The sequence below is a fragment of the Vibrio sp. MarTm2 genome (assembly GCF_027587055.1).
GTDB lineage: Bacteria > Pseudomonadota > Gammaproteobacteria > Enterobacterales > Vibrionaceae > Vibrio > Vibrio sinaloensis_D.
Window position 1 is genome coordinate 139601 of sequence record NZ_JAPPTK010000002.1, and the last position, 24085, is coordinate 163685.

The window sequence follows — 24085 nt, forward strand, 5'->3', positions numbered from 1 at the left end:
CGTAATTCCGTTTGTTATAAACAGCGTTGTGAACTGGCTATATCCAAATTAAGAATTGGAGAACTGAAATAAATTGTAATAAAGAGAAATAAATAAAATAACTTGGTAACAACTCATCATTGCGTTAGATCAATTTAGCTAAGTGACGCAGTTCAAATTACCTCGCCAATACCTCTAAAGGGGTATGTGAGAATTTACTTATTGTTAATGAAAGTTATTATCATCAAATGCTTATGGCGAAAACTGCGCTAAATTTATGGTGATTTAGATCGTTTTTTAGACAGTAAACACTACCTCTAAAGAGTGGGTGGAGTAGACTATTTATATAGCGTTGTGGCTTTTCCAAAATAAGAATTGATCTCATTTGATATGGATATTTTGTCGATATCGAAGGGCATTAATTTTGACCAGATTTCTATTGTTGCTTTCGGCGATGGTGGGTCTGGAATAAGGAAAGGATAATATGGGCAATATAAAGTTGGCCATAGTCATAATGCTAAAGTCTCTCCTAGCATTCTGCCTCTATGGTTATTCGCTTCATGCCGTTGCCGACACTTCAAGCTTGCAAACTGAAGGCCAAAGCGCTCGCCATGAAGTCACGCTTATCCGTGACAAGGACTATAAATGTGTCCAGTGTCATAAGGATTCGAAACAATCTTTACAAGGTTCACACGGTGAGGATGCACACAAGATCCTTAGCCGTGAAGTAACGTGTACCGAATGTCATAACAACATTGGACCAGACCACCGTGAAGGTGCTCCGATTGTCACGAAGTATTCTAGTGCTCAGTCACAACCAGGGACCGATAAAGTCTTCCTCGATCCTGAGCAGATACTCAAAGCGAATAGTCAATGTACAGACTGTCACCAGCCTAAGTATTTGCGCGAAGATAGCTGGACTCACGATGTGCACGCAAAGAATTTGACCTGTTCGAATTGTCACGATGTACATGCCAGCAAAACCAAAGTGCTTGGTTTAGAACGCAAAGAGAAAATTAAGCTTTGTGTCGACTGCCATTCTGACTTTAACCAGCAGAAAAAGGAGCAGTGATATGAGTTGTTCTAGACGAAACTTTTTAGCCGGTACAGGGGCGCTTATCTTTACGATAGGCGTCGCGGGTACTGCGGTGTTAAGTAGCCGAAAAACATTGGCCAATGTTGAAGAAGACGGAAACAAACTCTACGGCATGGTTCACGACGAAACCGCATGTATTGGTTGTACAGCATGTACTGATGCTTGCCGTGAAGTGAATAAGGTCCCTGAGGGTGTCTCGCGCTTAGAAATAGTTCGTAGTGAGCCCCAAGGTGAGTTCCCAAATGTTGATTACCGTTTTACTCGCAAATCTTGTCAACACTGTGAAAATCCACCTTGCGTTTATGTTTGCCCAACGGGAGCTGCCTACAAAGGTGAGAAAACGGGCATTGTGGATGTTCATAAAGAGAAGTGCGTGGGGTGTGGCTATTGCTTGGCGGCATGCCCTTATCAAGTGCGTTTCTTTAACCCTGAAGACCATTCCGCTGACAAGTGTAACTTCTGCCGCGATACCAATTTAGCACAAGGCAAACTTCCAGCCTGTGTGGAATCTTGTCCAACGAACGCGTTGATTTTTGGTGATCTCAATGATCCCAATAGTGACATTAACCAAGTGTTGAATACCGAAGTGGTTTATCGCGATAAGGCGCATTTGGGGACGAAGCCCAAACTGTACAAAGTGCCTCATCAGAAAGGGGAGATCTCATCATGAATGGATTTGAAAGTGCGTTTCACTTTGACTCGTTAGTGTGGGATTGGATCATCGCCATCTATCTCTTCTTAGCGGGTATGTCTGCGGGGGCGGTGATGATTGGTCTCTACCTACGCCGCAACGTTATTGACGGTGACCCTGCTAATAATGGCATTTTGAAAGCAGTGGCTTGGCTTGCGCCGTTTGGCATTATCGTCGGGTTATTGATCTTGGTTTTCCACTTAACCAAGCCGCTCGAGTTTTGGAAGATTACGATTTACTTCAACGTGACCTCGGTTATGTCGATGGGCGTCATTTTATTCCAAGTCTATATGGCGGTATTGTTTGTTTGGATTGGCGTGCTATTTCGCCACCAAATCATCAGCTTCTGTGAAGGAAAATTGCCAAGCGGGTTGCTGGATTTGGTGGATGGTTTGCTTATTAAAGCCAAGCAAGTCAATAATCCGTTGGAGCTGTTTCTTGGTTTCCTTGCCTTGGTTTTGGCTGCCTATACCGGCTTCTTACTGTCGGCATTGAAGACGTACCCGATGCTAAACAACCCAGTGTTACCGATACTGTTTTTGTTCTCGAGCCTCTCTTCCGGCGCGGCAGCCTGCTTGCTGTTTGGAATCTTAGTCTTTAGAGAATCAGCGAGCAGCCCTAGCGTGTCTTGGGTACATGGCTTTGAACGTCCAGTTGTGCTGTTTGAGTTGTTTGTTCTGGTTACCTTCTTTACGGGGTTGATTTTCAGCGGCGGACAAAACGAAGTGGCGGCTTGGAATGCGATTGGAGGCGGGTTTTGGTCTAACTGGTTCTGGTTTGGTGTCGTGCTGATTGGGATGTTATTGCCACTCACATTGAACGCGGTGTCGCCAAAAGAGGTTCGCCATAATGGTGGGTACATCTTTGTTGTGACCATGCTGAGCCTAGTTGGCGTACTCATGTTGCGTACCTTTATTTTGTACGCTGGCCAGATGACGGTCGTGTAACTATGGTGGGAGAGCTAGGACTATTGTCGCTGGTGTGGATCACAGTGCTCAGCAGTTTGAGCGTAGCGATTTTTGCTTGGCAACGCTATCGCAATGCAGTCTCAGTGCTCTCCCTTGTTTGCATTGCACGCTTGGTTGCGGTGGGGGCGATTCTCAGTTTAGGGCTTCTGGCGTTCCTATTTTTAAATGATCAGTTCCAGTTTGCCTATGTCGCTACCCATTCCAACTCGGCGCTCCCTCAATTTTTCAAACTCGCTGCGGTGTGGGGTGGGCATGAGGGCTCCATGCTGTTTTGGGTGTTTACCTTAAGTTTATGGAGTGCGTTAATCTCATTTCATCCACGTAAATCGTCGCGCTACATTCAGCATGTTCTGTGGATTATGTTGGCGTTTGTCGCGGCGTTTAGTTGGTTTACCTTGTTGGCGTCAAACCCGTTTAGCTACAGTGATGTTTACGTCACTGAAGGACGAGATTTGAATCCGATGCTGCAAGATGTCGGGCTGATCTTTCACCCGCCTTTGCTTTATCTCGGCTATATAGGATTCTCTACCGTCTTGGCTTTTGCTTTAGCGGCATTGCTTGAACCCAAATTTGATGCTCACTGGGTGAAAGAGTGTCGACTATGGGCGGTGTCATCATGGATGCTACTGACATTAGGCATCTTGGTTGGCTCATGGTGGGCATACAATGAACTAGGGTGGGGCGGCTGGTGGTTTTGGGACCCAGTAGAAAACGCGTCGCTACTGCCTTGGCTCACGGGGACGGCATTGCTGCATACCTTGATTGCTTCATCGCGCTATCAGCAGCTTACATTGTGGTCGCTCAGCTTGGCGTTGGTGACATTCAGTTTGAGTATTCTCGGGACTTTTATTGTCCGGTCAGGAATTTTAACCTCGGTGCATGCATTTGCGGTTGACCCTAGCAAAGGGATTGCCTTGCTCGCGATTTTAGCCCTCACCTTACTCGGCTCATTTGTTCTGCTTCTTCGCCAAAGCGATGCCATTCGTAGCGAAGCATTGCACTCGGTGCTGGGTCGAAGCTACTTGATATTGGTGTCTGCAGGCTTATTGGTTGTGGCAACGTTTACGGTGTTTTTGGGTACCTTTTATCCGATGCTCTATGAGCTGCTGGGTTTAGGCTCCATATCGGTCGGAGCGCCTTACTTCAATACTCTGATTCAACCTTTGGCTTTGCTCGCTTTGTTGGGGATGGGGATTGCGCCTCTTATGAAGTGGCATCATGGGAGCTATGTGAGTTGGCGCGCGATAGTGCTTTTGTTTGCGACTGCCTCATTCGTTGGGGCTGCGGCGTATCGGCTTCAAGCGACGGATTGGCGCTTCGCTACCTTGCTAGTTTGGGTACTCGGCGCATGGGTTGTTGGTAGTCATTTGCTGATCGCTGCCAAAAACCGAACGGTGAGCTTTATGGTGCTGGCTCATGTTGGGCTAGCCGTAGTTTGTATTGGGGCGAGTATGAACAGCCAACACTCTTATGAGCTCAATCGTAAAATGGAGCCAGGCACAAGCACTGAACTGGCGCAGTGGCAAGTGACCTACCTTGCTACCGAATGGTACGTTGGCCCCAATTATACTGCTGAGCAGGGGGTGATAGAGTTTTCGTCTCCGGCAGGCGCGAGCTTTAGGCTGGCACCAGAACGTCGCCACTATCCAGTGCGTGTCATGAATATGAGTGAGCCAGCGATTCGCTCAACATGGCATGGTGATTACTATGTCACATTGGGCGCGAAGGTTGATAGCAAGGCGTACGCGGTCAAAATACAATATCGTTCCTATATTGCATGGATTTGGGCGGGCGCAATTATGGCGATACTAGGTGGATTGTTGCCATTGCTGCGCTCTTTTTCGTTGATCAAGTCGAGAGTGACTCATGGCGCTATTCAACAATCGTAAAGTGTTTATTTTTGTCCTGCTATTGGCGGGCTTTATTGGTTTCTTGGTGGCGGGGCTTCAATCGGGAAACTTTGGTCCTAGTCAGCAGCCGGTCGTTCGTCAACTTCCTTTCATACCTGTCACATTGCTAGCCAGTGGCTCTGTGGTTCACAGTGATACGCTTCTCGGACAAGATTATCAGTTAGTGAATGTGTGGGCGTCTTGGTGTGGAGTGTGTAAGGCCGAGCATGCTTTTCTCAATCAACTCGCCAGTGCGGGGGTTCCAATCATTGGTCTAAACTATCGAGACAAAAAAGCCGCGGCGCAAAACTACTTAGCCTTGGGGGGCGACCCTTATCGACACGTCATATTTGATCCCAAGGGTCAGTTTGGGATAGAGCTAGGAGTCGTGGGGACGCCGGAAACGTATGTAGTCAATCGTGAGGGCGAAATCGTCTACAAGCATTTTGGTCTACTGAATCAAACTTCATGGGATGCTCGGTTCGCCCAATATTTTAGCCAAGAAGCGGATGACCATGATTCGTAATATAGGGATTGTCGTTGCGGTGTTGATGTCGCTCAGCCTATATGCCCAAGAGCCACAAGTCTTCGCTGCATCAGACAGTGAGCTTGAAGTCAAAGTCGAGTTGTATGAGTTTGAAAGCCCGGCTCATCAAAAGCGAGCGATTGCACTGGCCAAATCATTGCGCTGTCCTCAATGCCAAAATCAAAACCTTGTCGAGTCAAACTCCCCCCTTGCCAAAGATTTGCGCTTAATTGTGTTCGAGAAAATAAATGCAGGGGAAGATGAGCAACAAGTGATTGATTTTATGACGGCAAGGTACGGTGAATTTGTCCGCTACAAGCCAAGATTTTCTTGGCAAAATAGCCTGCTTTGGGGGTTACCGGTTTTGTTGTTGGTTGGATTCTTTTGGCTCTCCGTAAAGTCGGTGCGAAATCGACAGGCTTAACAAAAATCTGATAGATCTTTTTTCTCATTGGGTTACATTGAATCCCATTGAAATGAAGATGTTGTAGGAATCAGTGCGGTACTCAATAGAACAATACGACAAACATGGATTTTTGAAAGCGCCGAAATGGCTGTGGCTGGGATGGTTATTTATGGCCAAAGCTTGGGTCGTTTTTGTTGTCGCAGGCGCCAGTCGTGAAAGTGGCAGTAAGATTCTCAATATCGTCTATCCTGATCATTCCATGCTGTATCTAGGCTTGGCAATGGGCTTACCGAGCATCTTTTTGATGTGGTTAATTAGCTTACGAAACCCTGAAAGGGGCTGGGTAAACAAATTAGTAAGCTGGGGAAAAAGCATTACGCTTGTGACCGTGGTCAGCCAATTTTCGCAAAGCGTTTATCATGTATATCTAGAGCAAGGGGCCTTTAGTTGGGCAAATGGCGTCACCATGCTTGTCCTGCTTTGGTTTGGTCTTTACGTGATGAAAAGCCGCAGCGTGCGAGACAGCTTTTACAATCCGCCAGCTTCCTAATTGAGTGGGCTCTGATCGGTGTCAATATCCCAAACATAAAACAAAATACACTGTGCAAAATAACAATGTGAGGAATCTTCTATGTCAAACCCTCAAAGTGCAATACTTCCTGAAGCGGGCCCATTCGCTCAGTATACGTTACTGAAAATCAAACAAAACCCGCAGTCGGTCGTAGAGAAACTCAAAGCATTACCGAAACTCGTCGAAGAGCTTAACCAGCAGCAACCTGGTGCAGATTTGACGCTGTCGATTGCTTTCACCAAGTCGTTCTGGACTCAGCTCGACGCTGCAACGCCGCCAGAACTGATTGACTTCCCGGTTCTCGGTGAAGGCGAGGTGGTCGCGCCGAGCTCAGATGTTGATGTGTTGCTTCATTGCCACTCAAACCGTCATGATTTGCATTTCTATCTACTGCGCAAGTTGATGGCTGACGTTGAGCAAGACGTGCAAGTGGTCGATGAAACTTACGGTTACCGTTACCTTGACTCTCGCGATATGACGGACTTTATCGACGGTACCGAGAATCCGAAGGAAGGCCAGCGTGCGGAAGTGGCGATCATTCCTGAAGGTGAGTTTGCTGGTGGCAGTTATGTCATGGTACAACGCTTCATTCATAACCTGCCTTCTTGGAATCGCTTGAATGTGTCGGCGCAAGAGAAAGTGATTGGTCGTACTAAGCCAGATTCTATCGAACTAGACGATGTGCCTGCGGCTTCCCATGTTGGTCGCGTTGATATTAAAGAAGAAGGCAAAGGGTTGAAGATTGTTCGCCACAGTCTTCCATATGGCAGTGTTTCTGGCGAACATGGCCTACTGTTTATTGCCTACTGCAACACTCTCCATAACTTTAAAGCCATGCTAGAAAGCATGTATGGCGTGACTGACGGTAAAACCGATCAACTTCTGCGCTTTACTAAAGCGGTGACGGGGGCTTATTTCTTCTCACCTTCTGCACAGATGCTTCAGTCACTGAAACTAAAGTAAGCAATCAATGAAACCACAGCCGAGCAACTCGCTCGGCTTTTTTGTGCAATTTTTCTAAAGATCTCGCGTTTAGGCCGATAACTTAGGTAGCCCATAAAAGGAAACCGTCATTCATGGCCATCACTGTTAATACCAATGTTTCTGCAATGACCGCGCAGCGTCACCTGACGAATGCGACGGATTTGCTGAACCAATCTCTGGAGCGTTTAGCTTCGGGGAGCCGGATTAATAGTGCAAAAGATGATGCGGCTGGCCTGCAAATATCTAACCGACTCGAAACTCAAATGAGTGGTTTGGATGTGGCGGTGCGAAACGCCAATGATGGGATCTCCATCATGCAGACGGCGGAAGGGGCGATGAATGAAACCACCAACATTCTTCAGCGTATGCGTGACTTGTCACTTCAATCGTCCAATGGCTCCAATAGCCAAGCTGAGCGAACCGCATTACAAGAAGAAATGGCAGCTTTGAACGATGAACTGAATCGAATCGCTGAAACGACCTCTTTTGGTGGTCGAAAATTGCTCAATGGTTCGTTCGCTTCGTCATCTTTTCAAATTGGTGCCAGTTCAGGTGAAGCGGTTCAAGTGTCACTTAAGAACATGCGTTCTGATAGCTTAGAAATGGGCGGTTTTAGTTACGTTGCAGCGGGCAAAGCTGATGCCAGTTGGCAGGTTGGGCAGGGAAATCATGTGTTGAACATGGAATACACCAATGCTCGCGGCGAACAAGAGGTCATTCAAATCAAAGCCAAAGCGGGCGATGACATAGAAGAGTTGGCGACCTATATCAATGGTCAAACCGATAAAGTCTCCGCTTCGGTGAATGAGGAAGGCCAGCTACAAATCTTTATGGCGGGTAAAGAAACCTCAGGGACACTCTCGTTCTCGGGTAACTTAGCCAATGAACTGCAAATGAACCTAGCGGGTTATGAAGCGGTTGATAACCTCGACATTTCTGATGTCGGCGGCGCTCAGCGAGCGGTATCCGTGATTGATACGGCGCTAAAGTATGTTGATAGCCATCGAGCAGAACTTGGCGCACTGCAAAACCGATTCAATCACGCCATTACCAATCTGGATAATGTGCATGAGAACCTAGCGGCGTCGAACAGCCGAATCAAAGATACAGACTACGCGAAAGAGACCACACAGCTGGTCAAGCAACAGATCTTGCAACAAGTGAGCACGTCGATATTGGCGCAGGCTAAACAACAGCCGAACCTTGCGATTACCTTGTTAGGTTAATCGAATCTGAGAATCTGTTTTTCTCATAAAAGAGAACGGTATCGACTGGCGAAAAGAAAGCTTTAGTAAAAAAAACACTTTTTTTAAGTTTTTCTCCTGTTGGTCACGCTTTCCTCCCCAAATGCACTTTTTTCAAAAAAAACTTAAAAAAATTCTCAAGGTTTTCCAAACCGTGCCGTTAATAAAAGTAACTTTGAGAGAACTACTTGGTTTTCCGAGACGTCGGAAACCGGAAACATCGGAAAATCAATTGGAGAAATCACCATGGCAGTGAATGTAAATACTAACGTAGCAGCGATGACAGCACAGCGTTACCTAAATAGCGCAACGAACGCACAGCAAACTTCAATGGAGCGTTTGTCATCAGGTTCTAAGATCAACAGTGCAAAAGACGATGCAGCGGGCCTACAAATCTCGAACCGCTTAAACGTACAAAGCCGCGGTCTAGACGTAGCGGTACGTAACGCGAACGACGGTATCTCAATCGCGCAAACTGCTGAAGGTGCGATGAACGAGACAACCAACATCCTGCAACGTATGCGTGACCTATCGCTACAATCTGCTAACGGTTCAAACTCTAAGTCTGAGCGTGTAGCAATTCAGGAAGAGGTTACGGCACTAAACGACGAGCTTAACCGTATCGCGGAAACCACATCATTTGGTGGTAACAAACTGCTAAACGGTACGTTTACAACCAAATCAATGCAGATTGGTGCGGATAACGGTGAAGCAGTTATGCTGACTCTGAACGACATGCGCTCAGATAATGTTGGCATGGGTGGTACGAGCTACCAAGCTGAAAACGGCAAAGATAAGAACTGGTCTGTTCAAGCTGGCTCAAATGACCTAACAATCACGTTAACACCAAAAGACGGTGAAGAGCAGACGATCAATATCTCTGCAAAAGAAGGTGATGATATTGAAGAGCTAGCGACTTACATCAACGGTCAAACAGACATGGTAAAAGCGTCTGTCGATGAAGATGGTAAGCTGCAAGTGTTTGCGGGCACCAACAAAGTTGAAGGTGAAGTAAGCTTCGGTGGTGGTCTAGCTGGTGAGCTAGGTATGCAAGATGGTCAAGCGGTAACCGTTGACACTATCGACGTAACATCTGTAGGTGGTGCGCAAGAATCGGTAGCGATTATCGACTCTGCTCTAAACTATGTTGATAGCCACCGTGCTGAACTGGGTGCATTCCAGAACCGTTTCAACCACGCGATTAACAACTTAGACAACATCAACGAAAACGTGAATGCGTCTAAGAGCCGAATCAAAGATACGGACTTCGCGAAAGAAACAACGGCAATGACTAAGTCGCAAATCCTATCTCAAGCATCAAGCTCGATTCTTGCTCAAGCGAAGCAAGCACCGAACTCGGCACTAAGCCTACTAGGTTAAGCGTCAGCTTTAGAAAAAAATCCAGCTTCGGCTGGATTTTTTGTTTTTAGCTAAGTGATTGATATTGAATAGCACTATAGGAACCACTTTTAGACCCGAATCACACTTTAGTGTTCAATCTAGAAAAATTCGTAAAAAAGTTAATTTTCTCCTAAAGGTTAATCTAAGTCCGCCGTTAAAGGATTGAGAGAAATGAGATGTGCCAATGCGAGGTGAGAGACGCAAAGGCACATCGCCCTAATGCCTAAGGAGATCAAATATGGCAATTAACGTAAACACTAACGTGTCTGCGATGACTGCTCAGCGACACCTGAACGGTGCAGCTGAAGGTATGCAGAAATCGATGGAGCGTTTGTCATCGGGCTACAAAATCAACAGTGCTCGTGACGATGCTGCTGGCCTACAAATCTCAAACCGTTTGACATCACAAAGCCGTGGTTTGGACATGGCGGTGAAAAACGCAAACGATGGTATCTCTATTGCACAAACTGCTGAAGGTGCAATGAACGAGAGTACCAACATCCTGCAACGTATGCGTGACCTAGCGCTGCAATCTTCAAATGGTTCAAACTCCAAATCTGAACGTATCGCAATCCAAGAAGAAGTAACGGCTCTAAATGATGAGCTTAACCGTATCGCGGAAACCACTTCTTTTGGTGGTAATAAACTTCTAAATGGTACTTACGGTAGCCAATCGTTCCAAATCGGTGCGAGCTCAGGGGAAGCGGTACAGCTTTCTATGGGCAATATGCGTTCTGACACGGCAGAGATGGGCGGTAAAGCGTATGTTGCTGAAGATGCCAAAGATGCAAGTTGGAGAGTCTCAGGCTCTACAGATTTGACTCTTGGCTATACTGATGTACATGGTGAAGAGAAAGAAGTCACTATTAACGCGAAAGTCGGCGACGACATTGAGCAGGTAGCGACTTACATCAACGGTCAAACTGAAGATGTAAAAGCATCTGTTGGCGAAGATGGTAAACTTCAACTGTTTGCTGCGAACAATAAGGTAGCAACTGAATTAGACATCGGTGGCGGTCTTGGTGGCGAAATCGGTTTTGGTGATGCACAGAACAAAACAGTTGCTGACGTAGACGTAACTTCAGTTGCTGGTTCTCAAATGGCCGTATCGATCATTGATGGCGCATTGAAGAACGTAGACAGCCAGCGTGCTGGTCTGGGTGCTTTCCAAAACCGTTTTGGTCATGCGATCAATAACCTAGATAACATTAACGAGAACGTAAACGCATCTCGTAGCCGTATCTTGGACACAGATTTTGCGAAAGAAACAACCGCAATGACTAAGTCTCAGATTCTGCAGCAAGCGAGTACTTCAATCCTAGCTCAAGCTAAGCAGTCACCATCGTCTGCACTTAGCTTGTTAGGTTAATCGATAGGTTCGACGGAGCTTATTGGTAGCAGCTTTGTGCTGTGACCTAAAGGTGGAAGGGAGATCGTTATGGACATATCATCCTACACATCGAACATCCAGCCTTACGGCTCAGAAAGTGGCACTAAAATTGCTTCAAAAAACGAAGGAGTACTGCTCGATTCCTTGAAAAAGGAACCGCAAGTAAATGAAAAGGTAAGTGAATCTGCCGCTCAAGCAGTCGAAAGAGTGATCGAAGCAACGAAAGAGCGAGAGAAACTCAATCGAGAAGAGCGCGAGCGGGTTGTTGAACAGGTGAATGACTTCATCTCATCCATCAACAAAGGCTTATCGTTTCGTGTCGACGAAGAGTCCGGTCGGGACGTCGTGACCATTTACGAAGCGGATACCGGTGATATTATTCGCCAGATTCCTGATGAGGAACTGTTGGAGATTCTTCGACGCCTAAGGGACCAAACCGCGAGGTATTCGTCGGGATTGGTGAACCAAACGGTGTAATCGTAATTTGAGGTGATGTAGATGAGTTTTGGCCCTATAGGGATGAATTCTGGCATGGATATCAATTCCATGGTCAGCAAAATTGTAGATTCGGAGCGCGTACCTAAGCAGCAACGTATCGACAATGAGCGGGCCCAAATTGATACCGGGATCAGTGCCTATGGTCGGCTCAGAGAGTCGCTGGATACGATGAAAAACTTGATGGCGAGCTTTCGTCAGGAGAAAGCTTTCGCCGCAAGAAAAGTCGAAACGACAAATGATACCGTTGTATCAGCGACAGCAACCACTGATGCCATCGCTGGTCGCTATGCTATCGATGTGTTGCAGCTTGCGCAGAGCCATAAAATTGCGTCAGACGTACTTCCTGAAGACGCAAAGTATGGCCCTGGCAAGCTGCAGGTTTCGCTTGGCGACAAAAAATTCACCGTCGAAATCTCTAATAACTCCAAACTGGTTGATGTCGTTAGAGGCATTAACAACAGCAAATCTAACCCTGGGGTTCGGGCGTCTATCATCAACGACACCGAAGGCCCACGACTCATTGTCGCTTCAACCAAATCCGGTGAAGCGAACGACCTCTCGATTGTCGCTGATGCAAAAGTGGGCGATAACCTAAATAGACTTGAATATAAAACGCTAGAACAGCGTGTTAAAGACCTCGAGAAAGCGCGGTCTGCTGCTCAAGAGTTGTTGAATCCTCTTTCCCCGAAAGAACAAGAATTCGCCGATAAGATTGCCCAGCGAAACATTGAAGCGGCAAAAATTGTCGATCAAGAAATTGCCGACAACTCAAAACAAGCGGCAATCAAAGTCGATCCTAAAGCTGCAAAAGATGCGAGTGCTGATAATGAGTTATCGACGCAAGCGGCGGCCGCAGCAGCTAAAGCTGGCGTGGAAGCAAACAAATATCTCAAACCAGAAGAGCGTATCCCTGGCTGGACAGAAACGGCATCTGGAACGCTTCTGGATTCTTACTGGGAGCCAGAGCCAGAGCTAGACGATAAAGCGATTGAGAAGTCGGGTGATGTTCCAGGCTGGTCAAACACCGCATCTGGTACTCTTACCGACTCTTACGTGACTCCAAAAGAAGCGCAGGCCAAGCTCGAGGAAGAGAAAGCTCAGATCGAGCAGAAGTTGGTTAATGAAAAAGTTGAGCTTGAGCGAAAAGTTGCCAGTGGTGAGTTGACGCCAGAGCAGGCGAAGCAGCTTGAACGAGCTAAATTGACCCAAGAAGAGCGGGACTACCTTGAGCGTGTGGATAAAGCTCAAGCGGATCTGGAGGCGGCACAAGCGTCTTTTGATACTTATAATGGTATGACCGAAGTTCAAAGCGCCCAAGATGCGAAAGTGATGCTCGATGGTGTGGCGCAATTGTCCAGTGACAACAACATCATTGAAGATGCCATTGAAGGGGTCGATTTGACACTCAAAGGCCGCACCGAAGTTGGAAAACCGGTATCGGAAATTGACATTGAATATGACCGTCAACGAGTAAGAGACGATATTGAACGATTCGTGGCTGCCTACAATCAGTTCTACCAACTTTCGCAAGAACTCGCGGGGGTTGATCCTCGAACCGGTATGGCGGGGCCATTATCGGGTGACAGTGTGGTTCGTAATGCCGATGCTCGCCTAAAGTCGGTTTTCTCTGCTGATGTCGAAACAGCACCGGAAGATCTTAAAACCTTGACTGAGTTTGGTGTGACCACGACTCGTCAAGGTAACTTGGAAATCAATTACGACATGCTCGACCGCCAGCTAAACAACAACTTCAATAAACTTGAAGGTTTCTTTGGTGGCAACAAAGGCTTTGCCAAAAAAGTGGAAGATGCGATTCAAGGGCTCACTGGTGTGACAGGTGCAATCCGCACACGTGAAAAGAGCATGCTAGAGCGAACTTACTCATTGCAAGATGATCAAGCGGCATTGGATCGCCGTATGGAGAGTTTAGAAAAGCGGACTCACGCCAAATTTACGGCAATGCAAGATGCAACGAGCAAAATGCAGTCTCAACTGGCTGGGATGATGAATGCACTTGGTTGAAGAGTTTGAGCAAAATCTTGGTGAATTGCGTGATGTAAATCACACTATTTCATCAGTAATTACACAAGAGGCGTTTGAGACTGAAGAAATCCTCGCTTTGGTCGATACAAGGGAACGAATATTGCAGAACTTGTTCAGCTTGATAGAACGCGATGCCGAGTTGGCGCAAACGGCGCAGTGGCACTCAGCAATTCAAGAAACAAAAGCTATCGTAGAGTTGATGCAAGTAAAAACGGCTGAAGTCGGCAAATCATTACAAAAGTACCGACATGGTCAACGTTCTGTTCAGCAGTACAAGAAATTTTTATAGAGAGGTTATTTATGCGTGGTTCATTACAGGCTTACAAAAAGGTATCAGTTGATAGCCAACTGAGTGCGGCCTCCCCGCATAAAATTGTGCAAATGCTTATGGCAGGCGCAATCGAACGTCTGATTCAAGGCAAAGCTGCAATGGAGCAGGGCAACATTCCTGTCAAAGGTGAGCGCATAGGTAAGGCTCTTGATATTATCATTAGCTTACGCAGCTGTTTGTCGATGGATGATGGTGGTGACATCGCACAGAACTTAGACCAACTGTATGAGTTCATGATTACGCAAATCACAGAAGCGAATCATCAAAATAACCCTGCTAAGATCGATGATGTGATCGATATTATTCGCGAGATCAAATCGGCATGGGATCAAATTCCAAATGAATATCACAATTTAACTGCGTCAGATGTGGGTATTTAGAGTCAAATAATCACCAATTGGTTGCTTATATAGTCAAAATCGCGCCAATTGGTTTTGGGCTAACATCACACCGACTAATTGCTTGGTTGCCTTATTTTTTTTATCAAATAGAATAGAAGCCACTCACGAGCCTAGTGGCTTATTTTGTTGCTGAAATTTATAAATTGTTAATCGTTATTTCTGTTCTATAGTTAGAATTGACGTTAGAAACATAAATCAGCCACAACGTTTCAAAAGAAAGGCAATTATTCTCACCCATGCAAGGTTTAGCGAAACTACTTGTGATTGAGGACGACGCACAAGCGCGGACGAATCTCAGTAATATTTTAGAATTTGTTGGAGAGCAGTGCGAAGCGATCAGCTCTGACCAAGTTGAAGAAATTGACTGGTCGGCGATTTGGGCTGGATGCATTGTCGGCTCTGTGGCTGGTGGAAAGCTAGCCCCTAACCTAAGCGAGAAGCTAGCCCGTGCAAATCATGTCCCACTCTTGATTGCTGGTCAACACTCTTACCCTGTCGATGAACTGACTCACTATGTTGGTGAGCTCGATTTCCCTCTTAACTACCCACAACTAAGCGAAGCACTAAGACACTGTAAAGACTTTCTTGGCCGTAAAGGCATGAATGTCGTCTCATCAGCGCGCAAAAATACCTTGTTCCGTAGCCTTGTAGGCCAAAGTCATGGGATTAAGGAAGTGCGTCATCTTATAGAGCAGGTGTCGAGTACAGAAGCGAATGTGCTCATCTTGGGTGAATCGGGGACAGGTAAAGAAGTTGTTGCAAGAAACATTCATTACCATTCCACTCGTCGAAGCGGTCCGTTTGTTCCGATTAACTGTGGCGCAATCCCACCTGACTTGCTAGAGAGTGAGTTATTCGGTCACGAAAAGGGCGCATTTACTGGTGCCATTACCTCGCGAAAAGGGCGCTTTGAACTGGCGGAAGGCGGGACACTGTTCCTTGATGAAATTGGTGATATGCCAATGCCGATGCAGGTCAAGCTGTTGCGCGTGCTGCAAGAGCGATGCTTTGAGCGTGTTGGTGGCAATACCACTATTAAGGTTGATGTTCGTGTCATCGCGGCAACACACAGAAACTTAGAGTCAATGATCGAAGATGAGTCGTTCCGTGAAGACCTCTATTATCGTTTGAATGTGTTCCCAATTGAGATGCCAGCGCTTCGTGATCGCAAAGATGACATCCCACTTCTACTTCAAGAACTAATGACACGGATGGAAGCGGAAGGCGCGCAACCGATCTGCTTCACACCACGCTCTATTAACTCTTTGATGGAGCACGACTGGCCAGGTAACGTTCGAGAGCTTGCCAACTTAGTTGAGAGAATGATCATTCTTTATCCGAACAGTCTTGTCGACGTGAACCACTTGCCAACCAAATATCGCTACAGTGATATCCCTGAGTTTCAACCTGGGTATAACACCGGACGCACGGTTGAAGAACAAGAGCGCGATGCGTTTTACGACATCTTCTCTGAAGATTTTAGCTTAGAGTCGAATGACCTATTCCAAGATAGCGAGGCAGCGCCGCAAAACTTACCTCCTGAAGGGGTTAATTTGAAAGAAATGCTCGCCGATTTGGAAGTGAACATGATCAACCAAGCACTTGAAGCACAGGGTGGTGTTGTCGCGAGAGCGGCCGATATGCTCGGTATGCGCCGGACAACCTTGGTTGAAAAAATGCGCAAATACAATCTGCAACGTTAGAAAACTGCACGTTCAAGAGACTGTCAAAATCTCGACCTTTCTCTAACTGCTTGAAAATAATGAACAATAGCCTGGAATGATTTTTGCATCTAGGCTATTGTAGTTTTTAAGGCAGAAATACGTCATGCAGCCCAACCCAGTTACTGAGAATCAAACCTCACTTGGTACCTTAGAAGAACAAGTAGAACGTTATCAGCAAGTGCTCAATGTGATGCCTGCAGGCGTAATTCTACTCGACACTCAAGGTACGGTGTGTGAAGCAAACCCAGAAGCGCAGCGCTTACTTGAAGTGCCTCTTGTCGGTCAAAAGTGGTTCGACATCATTCAACAAGCTTTCGCCCCACGTGAAGATGACGGGCACGAGATCTCTTTGCGTAATGGACGTAAGGTTCGCCTTGCGATCTCGGCGTCGGCAACAGGCCAGCTTATTCTGATCACGGACCTCACCGAGACGCGCTTGCTTCAGTCGAGAATCAGTGATTTGCAGCGTTTGTCATCTCTGGGTCGAATGGTAGCCTCTTTGGCTCATCAGGTACGAACTCCATTATCGAGTGCCATGTTGTACGCTTCAAACCTTGGTGCTCCAAATCTGCCGCCTGCAACCAAAGATCGCTTTCAAAGCAAGCTAATGGATCGTTTGCATGATTTAGAAAAGCAGGTCAACGACATGTTGTTGTTTGCAAAAGGCGGCGACAATAAAGTCGTCAAACCCTTTACCATCTCAGACCTTGTGGCTGAATACTCGCCCATGGTGGAAACTGCGCTGAAGAATAATCAGATCGATTACTTCATCGAAGTGGAACAAGAGGAGACGGAGCTCCTTGGTAACGCGAACGCGATTGCGTCTGCTTTAAGTAACTTGGTGATGAATGCGATCCAAATCGCGGGCAAAGCCTCTCAAGTTGACGTCTTTTTTAGACCCGTAAACAACGAATTAAGAATTTCGGTGCAAGACAGTGGCCCAGGCGTGCCCAAGGAATTGCAAAGTAAAATTATGGAACCTTTCTTTACGACTCGCTCTCAGGGGACCGGCCTTGGTTTAGCGGTGGTACAAATGGTTTGTCGTGCTCACGACGGAAGGTTAGAGCTGATCTCAGAAGAGGGGGATGGTGCCTGTTTTACCATGTGCATCCCGCTAGAGCGCCACACCACTTCTGAACAACATATTGAGACTGGAGAGTAATAATGGCTCAAAGTAAGGTACTGATTGTTGAAGACGATGAAGGTCTACGCGAAGCCCTAGTCGACACGCTCGCTTTGGCTGGTTACGAATGGCTAGAAGCAGATAGCGCAGAAGATGCGTTGGTTAAACTTAAATCCAATACGGTTGATATTGTGGTCTCCGATGTTCAGATGGCGGGGATGGGAGGACTGGCTCTCCTGCGTAATATCAAACAGCATTGGCCAAACCTCCCAGTACTGTTGATGACGGCGTATGCAAACATTGAAGATGCCGTTTCGGCCATGAAAGATGGCGCGATCGACTACATGGCGAAACCTTTTGCGCCAGAAGTGTTGCTTAACATGGTCAGCCGCTATGCGCCGGTAAAGTCGGATGACAATGGCGATGCGGTGGTTGCCGACGAAAAGAGCATTAAGTTGTTGGCACTGGCCGATAAAGTGGCGAAAACCGACGCCAGTGTAATGGTCTTAGGGCCTAGTGGCTCAGGCAAAGAAGTGATGTCTCGCTACATTCACAACGCGTCAAATCGTAAAGATGGGCCTTTTGTGGCGATAAACTGTGCAGCAATTCCTGACAACATGCTCGAAGCGACCTTATTCGGCTATGAAAAAGGCGCGTTTACTGGCGCGGTTCAAGCGTGTCCGGGTAAGTTTGAGCAAGCGCAAGGCGGCACTATTTTACTTGATGAAATCAGTGAAATGGATTTGAACCTGCAAGCCAAGCTGCTGCGTGTTCTTCAAGAACGAGAAGTCGAGCGTTTAGGCAGTAGAAAGAGCATTAAGTTGGATGTTCGTGTTTTGGCTACCAGTAACCGAGACCTTAAGCAATATGTTCAAGAAGGTAACTTCCGCGAAGACTTGTACTACCGTTTAAATGTGTTCCCAATTGCGTGGCCTGCATTGTGTGACCGTCCTGGAGATATTGAGCCTCTCGCTGTTCATCTTATTGAGCGTAACTGCAAAAAACTGGGGATGCCGGTACCGACCCTGAGCCCACAAGCGATTAGTAAACTTGCCGCGTATGCTTGGCCAGGTAACGTTCGTGAACTCGACAATGTGGTTCAGCGTGCGCTTATTTTGAGTGAAAACAATCACATTGGCGCAGAGCAGATTTTGCTTGAAGGGTTAGATTGGCAAGACGCCTCGGGTTTACAGCAAGTGGTGGAAAATTCTGACGTCCGTGCGCCTGTGATTCAGCCTGTTGCAGAGGTGGATTCGAGCAAAGTGGCCTCATCGGTTGGTGGACTGGGTGGTGAACTAAGAGACCAAGAATTCGCCATCATTCTTGAAACTTTAGTGGAGTGTAACGGACGCCGAAAAGAAATGGCGGAAAAACTTGGAATCAGTCCGAGAACTTTGCGCTACAAGTTAGCAAAAATGCGCGATGCGGGGATTGATATTCCAAACTAACATGCTATTTTCGACGCTCATAAGGAAATGGCACACACTTTGCAGCGTCATAAATACAACAAAAGTTTTAGTCAAAGAGTTGACGACCGAGGTATCGATGAAAATTGATGGTTTCCAAAGCGAAATGCAAGCGATGATGTTTGAAGCAGGGAATACCAAGCCCGCAGTAACAGGCCATACGGTCGGCGCGGATTTTGGTGAGCTGCTCAATAATGCGATTAACAACGTCAACAGTCTTTCTAAAGCATCAGGTGATCTACAAACACGTTTTGATCGAGGTGATGAAAACGTATCACTGTCTGATGTCATGATCGCCCGAAATAAGTCCAGCGTGGCGTTTGAAGCAACAATTCAAGTACGTAACAAACTTGTGGAAGCGTACAAAGAATTGATGAATATGCCAGTGTAAAGATAGGTAACACCTGTGTCAGAGCAAAATCAATCAACAGACCTAACCGTAGCAGAAGCGGGTGCTGACAGCGCAATGTTGGCGACATCTGATCTTGATTCAGGTGTGCAAAACCCCGATCTCGACGAGAAAAGCAGCTCCAAGTTCGACATGGCGGTGGGTGACCTCGACCTGCTTCGTCAAGTCGTGTTAGTCCTCTCTATTTCCATTTGTGTTGCCTTGATCGTGATGTTGTTCTTCTGGGTGAAAGAGCCCGAGATGAGACCTCTTGGAGCTTATGAAACCGAAGAGCTGATTCCTGTTCTGGACTACCTTGATCAACAAAAACTTGATTACAAACTTGATGGCAACACTATCCTAGTGCCTTCAAGTGAATACAACACGCTTAAGTTGGATATGGTTCGTGCTGGATTGAACCAAGAGAAAAACGCGGGCGATGATATTTTGCTTCAAGATATGGGTTTCGGCGTTTCTCAGCGTCTTGAACTTGAGCGTTTGAAGCTCAGTCGCGAGCGCCAGCTTTCTAAAGCAATTGAAGAAATGAAGCAAGTGCGCAAGGCTCGTGTACTGCTTGCGCTACCAAAACAAAGTGTGTTTGTTCGTCATAACCAAGAAGCATCTGCGTCTGTCTTTTTGACCTTGGCAACCGGGGCGAACCTCAAACAAGAAGAGGTCGACTCTGTGGTCGATATGGTGTCGAGTGCCGTTCCTGGCATGAAACCGAATCGCATTACGGTCACCGATCAACATGGTCGATTGTTGAGTTCGGGGTCCCAAGATCCTGCCTCTGCCGCTCGCCGTAAAGAACACGAGCTTGAGCGCAAGCAAGAGCAAGCGCTTCGTGACAAAATCGATTCTGTATTAATTCCTATTCTTGGTTTTGGTAACTACACCGCTCAGGTTGATATTCAGCTCGATTTCAGCGCTGTTGAACAAACACGTAAAAGCTTTGACCCCAATACCCCATCAACGCGAAGCGAATATACGCTTGAAGACTATAATAATGGAAGTGTGGTAGCGGGCGTACCGGGTGCGTTGAGTAATCAACCGCCAGCGGATGCCTCAATTCCACAAGATGTCGCGCAAATGAAAGATGGGACAGGTTTAGGGCAGGGCTCTGTTCACAAAGAAGCAACGCGCAATTACGAGCTTGATACGACCATCAGCCATGAACGTCGCCAGACAGGTGTGGTGAACCGTCAAACCGTAGCCGTCGCTATCAAAAATCGCGCGATTGTGAATCCAGATACGGGTGAGACAACGTATCAACCTTTATCGGACGCTGACCTATCTTCGATCCGCCAAGTACTGATTGGGGCAGTTGGATACAGCGAAGCGCGCGGCGATCTACTAAACGTATTGAGTATGCAGTTTGCAGAGCCTGAAGTTGAAGCGCTGCAAGATGTGCCGATTTGGGAACACCCGAACTTCAATGATTGGGTACGTTGGTTCGCAAGTGCACTCGTAATTATTGTGGTTGTGTTGGTGCTTGTTCGCCCAGCGATGAAGAAACTTCTCAACCCTGCGTCGGATGATGACGACGACCAGTTGTATGGACCTGATGGATTGCCAATTGGCGCTGATGGTGAAACCAGCTTAATTGGTAGCGACCTTGAAGGTGGTGAGCTGTTTGAATTTGGTTCAAGCATTGACTTGCCTAACCTACACAAAGATGAAGACGTATTGAAAGCCGTCCGTGCTCTTGTGGCAAATGAACCAGAGCTTGCGGCTCAAGTAGTGAAGAATTGGATGCAAGATGCCTAACGAAATAGTGCCTCAACAAGAGGGCGGTGGTGACGTTGCCGAAAACGCCGTAGACATATCAACCATTCCTGGGGAAGAGCGTGCAGCGATTCTTCTTCTAAGTTTGAACGAGGAAGACGCCGCGGGCATCATCCGCCATTTGGAGCCGAAACAGGTTCAACGCGTGGGTAGTGCAATGGCGCGTGCTGCGGATCTCAGCCAAGATAAAGTCGGTGCGGTACACCGTGCATTTTTGGAAGACATTCAAAAATACACCAACATTGGTATGGGCAGTGAAGACTTCATGCGTAATGCCCTTGTTGCGGCGCTGGGTGAAGACAAAGCGAACAACCTTGTTGACCAAATCCTGTTGGGTACAGGCTCAAAAGGTCTCGACTCATTGAAATGGATGGACCCACGCCAAGTGGCCAGCATTATTATCAACGAGCACCCGCAGATTCAGACTATCGTACTCTCCTACTTAGAGCCGGACCAATCAGCCGAAATCTTGTCTCAGTTTGCTGAGCGTGACCGCCTCGATTTGATGATGCGTATTGCCAACCTTGAAGAAGTTCAGCCATCGGCACTGGCAGAGTTGAACGAAATCATGGAGAAACAGTTCGCGGGTCAAGCAGGTGCACAAGCGGCCAAGATTGGCGGCCTGAAGGCTGCGGCAGAGATCATGAACTACATGGACAACAACGTCGAAGGTATCTTGATGGATCAAATCCGCGATCAAGACGAGGACATGGCGACTCAGATCCAAGACTTGATGTTCGTGTTCGAAAACCTTATCGAAGTGGACGACCAAGGTATTCAGAAATTGCTGCGTGATGTACCACAAGATGCGCTACAGCGCGCGCTTAAGGGTGCAGACGATGGCTTGCGTGAGAAGATCTTCAAGAATATGTCTAAACGTGCCGCTGAGATGATGCGTGACGACCTTGAAGCGATGCCACCAATCAAAGTGTCTGATGTTGAAGCCGCGCAGAAAGAGATTCTGGCAATTGCTCGTCGTATGGCGGACTCCGGTGAGATCATGCTAGGCGGCGGTGCGGACGAGTTCTTATAATCAGTTGAGTAAATAAGGTGTCTATGTCTGGGGAAAGAAAACGCGGTTTCTTGCGTTTAGATGATGACGAAGTCGTTCAAAAAGCCGAGCGTTGGGGAATGCCTGACTACACGTCTAAAACGCACGCCAAAGCAAAACAAACGGCGATGAACTATGACCCTAGCTGGACACCAACAGTCTCGGAGCCTGTTGATGAAGCGCCTGTTGAACTGACTGAAGAAGAGATCGAGCTAATCAAGCAGCAAGCCTACCAAGAAGGTTTGCACCAAGGTCAAGAGGCGGGCTTTAAGCAAGGTTATGAAAAAGGCAAAGAACAAGGTTTAGAAGAAGGTCATCAAGAAGGGCTTGAAGCGGGCAAACTTGAAGGTGTTGCTGCAGGGCAAGAGTTTATTCAGCAACAAGTTCAAACCTTCATTGGCTTGGCTAATCAGTTTGCGCAGCCACTTGAACTGATGAACGCGCAAGTTGAAAAGCAACTGGTCGACATGGTTTTGACACTAGTGAAAGAAGTGGTTCACGTCGAAGTGCAGACCAATCCACAAGTGATTCTAGATACCATCAAACAATCGGTCGAATCTTTGCCTATTTCGGGGCATGCCATCACATTAAAGCTTCATCCAGAAGACATAGAAATTATCCGCTCTTCCTATGGTGAAGAGGAACTGAACTTCCGTAACTGGACACTGACGCCTGAGCCTGCACTCAATCGCGGTGATGTCCAGATTGAAGCGGGCGAATCAAGTGTCAACTACCGTATGGAAGAACGCATTCGCAGCGTGATTCAAAGTTTTTGTGGGGTGAATCGTCACCAAGGTGGTGAGTAGTGCTCGCCCTCGCAGAACGCCTTTCTCAATACACCACAAGCGGCTTAACATGCCGTCCTGTTGCCTCAGGCAAGTTGGTTCGTGTCGTGGGATTAACTCTCGAAGCGACAGGGTGTCGAGCGCCTATCGGTAGCTTATGCCGCGTTGAAACCATGCATGGAGAAATGGAAGCCGAAGTGGTTGGCTTCTCTGGCGAAAGCCTCTATTTGATGCCGAGTGAGCAAATCACTGGCGTACTTCCAGGAGCGAAAGTTACCCCTTTGACCAGTGAAACTGGCTTACCTGTTGGTATGGAACTGCTCGGAAGGGTGATTGACGGGGTGGGAAATCCGCTTGATGGACTCGGTCCTATTTACACGGAAAAACGCGCGTCGTTCAACGCTCAACCAATCAACCCTCTTGCGCGCAAGCCCATTTCTGAACCTCTCGATGTCGGCATCAAAGCCATTAACGGTCTTCTTACCGTCGGTAAAGGTCAGCGTATCGGTCTGTTTGCGGGTTCAGGTGTCGGTAAGTCGGTAACCTTGGGTATGATGACTCGAGGCACCACTGCCCAAGTGGTTGTGGTAGGGCTTATCGGTGAACGTGGACGAGAAGTTAAAGAGTTTATTGAAGAAATACTGGGCGTTGATGGTCGTCAGCGCTCTGTTGTGGTTGCCGCGCCCGCCGACGCTTCACCTTTGATGCGTTTGAAGGGGTGTCAAACTGCTCTAACTATTGCTGAATATTTCCGTGACCAAGGTTTGGATGTGCTACTGCTGATGGATTCACTGACCCGCTTTGCCCAAGCTCAGCGTGAAATTGCTCTGTCGGTTGGTGAGCCGCCAGCCACCAAAGGTTATCCACCTTCGGTGTTTGCTAAGCTACCAGCGCTTGTGGAGCGAGCGGGGAATGGCAGCCCAGAACAAGGCTCTATCACCGCCTTCTTTACCGTCCTGACCGAAGGGGATGACTTACAAGACCCTATCGCCGATGCATCCCGAGCGATTCTAGATGGTCACGTTGTGCTGTCTCGTGAAATGGCTGATGCGGGGCATTACCCAGCTATCGATGTCGAAAAATCAGTCAGCCGTGTTATGCCTCAGATTACCTCGGAAGAGCATGTACTGATGTCGAAAGCGGTTCGCCAAGTGCTGTCAGTATGTCGTAAGAATCAAGATTTGGTATCGATCGGTGCCTATAAGCCAGGGACCGATCCCGCCATTGATGGCGCGTTTACCATCAAGCCGAAGCTCGACGCCTATTTGCAGCAGTCGATGAAAGAAAGCGTCCCTTACGATATGTGTGTCAACATGCTTCGTGGTTTGCTGCAAGGGGAGTAGTA

23 protein-coding genes are annotated in these 24085 nt (G+C 47.3%); all 23 read left to right on the top strand.

Going from position 1 to position 24085, the window contains the following annotated elements; translation table 11 throughout:
- The first annotated feature begins 463 nt into the window (after positions 1 to 463).
- Positions 464 to 1051, top strand: a complete 588-nt coding sequence (gene nrfB, locus OH458_RS05060) for a cytochrome c nitrite reductase pentaheme subunit (RefSeq protein WP_269977485.1) — start codon at positions 464 to 466, stop codon at positions 1049 to 1051.
- 1 nt (position 1052) lies between these two features.
- Positions 1053 to 1745 (top strand): cytochrome c nitrite reductase Fe-S protein, encoded by a 693-nt coding sequence (nrfC, locus tag OH458_RS05065; protein WP_269977486.1) that lies wholly within the window; start codon positions 1053 to 1055, stop codon positions 1743 to 1745.
- On the top strand, positions 1742 to 2713 hold the full coding sequence (gene nrfD, locus OH458_RS05070) for a cytochrome c nitrite reductase subunit NrfD (protein ID WP_269977487.1): 972 nt from the start codon (positions 1742 to 1744) through the stop codon (positions 2711 to 2713). Before nrfC ends, nrfD begins: the two co-directional genes overlap by 4 nt.
- A 2-nt stretch (positions 2714 to 2715) precedes the next feature.
- Positions 2716 to 4623 (top strand): heme lyase CcmF/NrfE family subunit, encoded by a 1908-nt coding sequence (locus OH458_RS05075; protein WP_269977488.1) that lies wholly within the window; start codon positions 2716 to 2718, stop codon positions 4621 to 4623.
- A complete protein-coding gene (locus OH458_RS05080; RefSeq protein ID WP_269977489.1) occupies positions 4601 to 5149 on the top strand; it encodes a DsbE family thiol:disulfide interchange protein in 549 nt (182 codons plus the stop codon). The genes OH458_RS05075 and OH458_RS05080 overlap by 23 nt, the downstream gene beginning before the upstream one ends.
- On the top strand, positions 5139 to 5573 hold the full coding sequence (locus tag OH458_RS05085; RefSeq protein WP_269977490.1) for a cytochrome c-type biogenesis protein: 435 nt from the start codon (positions 5139 to 5141) through the stop codon (positions 5571 to 5573). The genes OH458_RS05080 and OH458_RS05085 overlap by 11 nt, the downstream gene beginning before the upstream one ends.
- A gap of 73 nt (positions 5574 to 5646) precedes the next feature.
- Positions 5647 to 6105 carry a DUF2919 domain-containing protein gene (locus OH458_RS05090; RefSeq protein ID WP_269977491.1) on the top strand — a complete coding sequence of 153 codons (459 nt, stop codon included), beginning with the start codon at positions 5647 to 5649 and terminating at the stop codon, positions 6103 to 6105.
- Positions 6106 to 6186: 81 nt separating this feature from the next.
- Complete coding sequence (locus OH458_RS05095; protein WP_269977492.1) at positions 6187 to 7089, top strand: Dyp-type peroxidase; 903 nt, start codon at positions 6187 to 6189, stop codon at positions 7087 to 7089.
- Between the two features lie 113 nt (positions 7090 to 7202).
- The gene (locus OH458_RS05100) at positions 7203 to 8336 is read left to right on the top strand and encodes a flagellin (RefSeq protein WP_269977493.1); all 1134 of its coding nucleotides are present in this window, start codon (positions 7203 to 7205) and stop codon (positions 8334 to 8336) included.
- Between the two features lie 264 nt (positions 8337 to 8600).
- Positions 8601 to 9734 carry a flagellin gene (locus tag OH458_RS05105; RefSeq protein WP_269977494.1) on the top strand — a complete coding sequence of 378 codons (1134 nt, stop codon included), beginning with the start codon at positions 8601 to 8603 and terminating at the stop codon, positions 9732 to 9734.
- Positions 9735 to 9993: 259 nt separating this feature from the next.
- Positions 9994 to 11124 carry a flagellin gene (locus tag OH458_RS05110; protein ID WP_269977495.1) on the top strand — a complete coding sequence of 377 codons (1131 nt, stop codon included), beginning with the start codon at positions 9994 to 9996 and terminating at the stop codon, positions 11122 to 11124.
- Between the two features lie 69 nt (positions 11125 to 11193).
- The gene (gene flaG / locus OH458_RS05115; protein ID WP_005471797.1) at positions 11194 to 11622 is read left to right on the top strand and encodes a flagellar protein FlaG; all 429 of its coding nucleotides are present in this window, start codon (positions 11194 to 11196) and stop codon (positions 11620 to 11622) included.
- Positions 11623 to 11643: 21 nt separating this feature from the next.
- Positions 11644 to 13665 carry a flagellar filament capping protein FliD gene (gene fliD, locus OH458_RS05120; protein WP_269977496.1) on the top strand — a complete coding sequence of 674 codons (2022 nt, stop codon included), beginning with the start codon at positions 11644 to 11646 and terminating at the stop codon, positions 13663 to 13665.
- Positions 13652 to 13975, top strand: coding sequence for a flagellar protein FliT (locus OH458_RS05125; RefSeq protein ID WP_038140227.1), 324 nt, complete (start codon positions 13652 to 13654; stop codon positions 13973 to 13975). Before fliD ends, OH458_RS05125 begins: the two co-directional genes overlap by 14 nt.
- Positions 13976 to 13986: 11 nt before the next feature.
- Entirely contained in the window at positions 13987 to 14397 is a 411-nt protein-coding gene (fliS, locus tag OH458_RS05130; protein ID WP_269977497.1) for a flagellar export chaperone FliS, read from the top strand.
- 257 nt (positions 14398 to 14654) lie between these two features.
- Entirely contained in the window at positions 14655 to 16121 is a 1467-nt protein-coding gene (locus OH458_RS05135) for a sigma-54 dependent transcriptional regulator (protein ID WP_269977498.1), read from the top strand.
- A 124-nt stretch (positions 16122 to 16245) separates the two neighbouring features.
- Positions 16246 to 17304 (top strand): sensor histidine kinase, encoded by a 1059-nt coding sequence (locus OH458_RS05140; RefSeq protein WP_005471760.1) that lies wholly within the window; start codon positions 16246 to 16248, stop codon positions 17302 to 17304.
- 2 nt (positions 17305 to 17306) lie between these two features.
- Complete coding sequence (locus tag OH458_RS05145; protein ID WP_269977499.1) at positions 17307 to 18713, top strand: sigma-54-dependent transcriptional regulator; 1407 nt, start codon at positions 17307 to 17309, stop codon at positions 18711 to 18713.
- A 97-nt stretch (positions 18714 to 18810) separates the two neighbouring features.
- Positions 18811 to 19122: a flagellar hook-basal body complex protein FliE gene (gene fliE / locus OH458_RS05150; protein ID WP_005471738.1), complete on the top strand. Its 312-nt coding sequence runs from the start codon at positions 18811 to 18813 to the stop codon at positions 19120 to 19122.
- A 75-nt stretch (positions 19123 to 19197) separates the two neighbouring features.
- Complete coding sequence (fliF, locus tag OH458_RS05155) at positions 19198 to 20886, top strand: flagellar basal-body MS-ring/collar protein FliF (protein ID WP_443088496.1); 1689 nt, start codon at positions 19198 to 19200, stop codon at positions 20884 to 20886.
- Positions 20879 to 21937, top strand: a complete 1059-nt coding sequence (fliG, locus tag OH458_RS05160; RefSeq protein WP_269977501.1) for a flagellar motor switch protein FliG — start codon at positions 20879 to 20881, stop codon at positions 21935 to 21937. The genes fliF and fliG overlap by 8 nt, the downstream gene beginning before the upstream one ends.
- A 23-nt stretch (positions 21938 to 21960) precedes the next feature.
- Positions 21961 to 22761 (top strand): flagellar assembly protein FliH, encoded by an 801-nt coding sequence (gene fliH, locus OH458_RS05165; protein WP_269977502.1) that lies wholly within the window; start codon positions 21961 to 21963, stop codon positions 22759 to 22761.
- Positions 22761 to 24083 (top strand): flagellar protein export ATPase FliI, encoded by a 1323-nt coding sequence (gene fliI, locus OH458_RS05170; RefSeq protein WP_005471816.1) that lies wholly within the window; start codon positions 22761 to 22763, stop codon positions 24081 to 24083. Before fliH ends, fliI begins: the two co-directional genes overlap by 1 nt.
- Positions 24084 to 24085: the final 2 nt, after the last annotated feature.

Bases quoted from the DNA above. Each gene is read 5' to 3' on its own strand.
- nrfC (WP_269977486.1), top strand. From the start codon at position 1,053: ATGAGTTGTTCTAGACGAAACTTTTTAGCCGGTACAGGGGCGCTTATC.
- OH458_RS05140 (WP_005471760.1), top strand. From the start codon at position 16,246: ATGCAGCCCAACCCAGTTACTGAGAATCAAACCTCACTTGGTACCTTA.
- OH458_RS05110 (WP_269977495.1), top strand. From the start codon at position 9,994: ATGGCAATTAACGTAAACACTAACGTGTCTGCGATGACTGCTCAGCGA.
- fliS (WP_269977497.1), top strand. From the start codon at position 13,987: ATGCGTGGTTCATTACAGGCTTACAAAAAGGTATCAGTTGATAGCCAA.
- OH458_RS05095 (WP_269977492.1), top strand. From the start codon at position 6,187: ATGTCAAACCCTCAAAGTGCAATACTTCCTGAAGCGGGCCCATTCGCT.
- OH458_RS05135 (WP_269977498.1), top strand. From the start codon at position 14,655: ATGCAAGGTTTAGCGAAACTACTTGTGATTGAGGACGACGCACAAGCG.
- OH458_RS05145 (WP_269977499.1), top strand. From the start codon at position 17,307: ATGGCTCAAAGTAAGGTACTGATTGTTGAAGACGATGAAGGTCTACGC.
- OH458_RS05085 (WP_269977490.1), top strand. From the start codon at position 5,139: ATGATTCGTAATATAGGGATTGTCGTTGCGGTGTTGATGTCGCTCAGC.
- OH458_RS05075 (WP_269977488.1), top strand. From the start codon at position 2,716: ATGGTGGGAGAGCTAGGACTATTGTCGCTGGTGTGGATCACAGTGCTC.
- fliH (WP_269977502.1), top strand. From the start codon at position 21,961: ATGTCTGGGGAAAGAAAACGCGGTTTCTTGCGTTTAGATGATGACGAA.
- nrfB (WP_269977485.1), top strand. From the start codon at position 464: ATGGGCAATATAAAGTTGGCCATAGTCATAATGCTAAAGTCTCTCCTA.
- fliD (WP_269977496.1), top strand. From the start codon at position 11,644: ATGAGTTTTGGCCCTATAGGGATGAATTCTGGCATGGATATCAATTCC.
- nrfD (WP_269977487.1), top strand. From the start codon at position 1,742: ATGAATGGATTTGAAAGTGCGTTTCACTTTGACTCGTTAGTGTGGGAT.
- OH458_RS05125 (WP_038140227.1), top strand. From the start codon at position 13,652: ATGCACTTGGTTGAAGAGTTTGAGCAAAATCTTGGTGAATTGCGTGAT.
- OH458_RS05105 (WP_269977494.1), top strand. From the start codon at position 8,601: ATGGCAGTGAATGTAAATACTAACGTAGCAGCGATGACAGCACAGCGT.
- fliG (WP_269977501.1), top strand. From the start codon at position 20,879: ATGCCTAACGAAATAGTGCCTCAACAAGAGGGCGGTGGTGACGTTGCC.
- OH458_RS05100 (WP_269977493.1), top strand. From the start codon at position 7,203: ATGGCCATCACTGTTAATACCAATGTTTCTGCAATGACCGCGCAGCGT.
- OH458_RS05080 (WP_269977489.1), top strand. From the start codon at position 4,601: ATGGCGCTATTCAACAATCGTAAAGTGTTTATTTTTGTCCTGCTATTG.
- fliF (WP_443088496.1), top strand. From the start codon at position 19,198: ATGTTGGCGACATCTGATCTTGATTCAGGTGTGCAAAACCCCGATCTC.
- fliE (WP_005471738.1), top strand. From the start codon at position 18,811: ATGAAAATTGATGGTTTCCAAAGCGAAATGCAAGCGATGATGTTTGAA.
- flaG (WP_005471797.1), top strand. From the start codon at position 11,194: ATGGACATATCATCCTACACATCGAACATCCAGCCTTACGGCTCAGAA.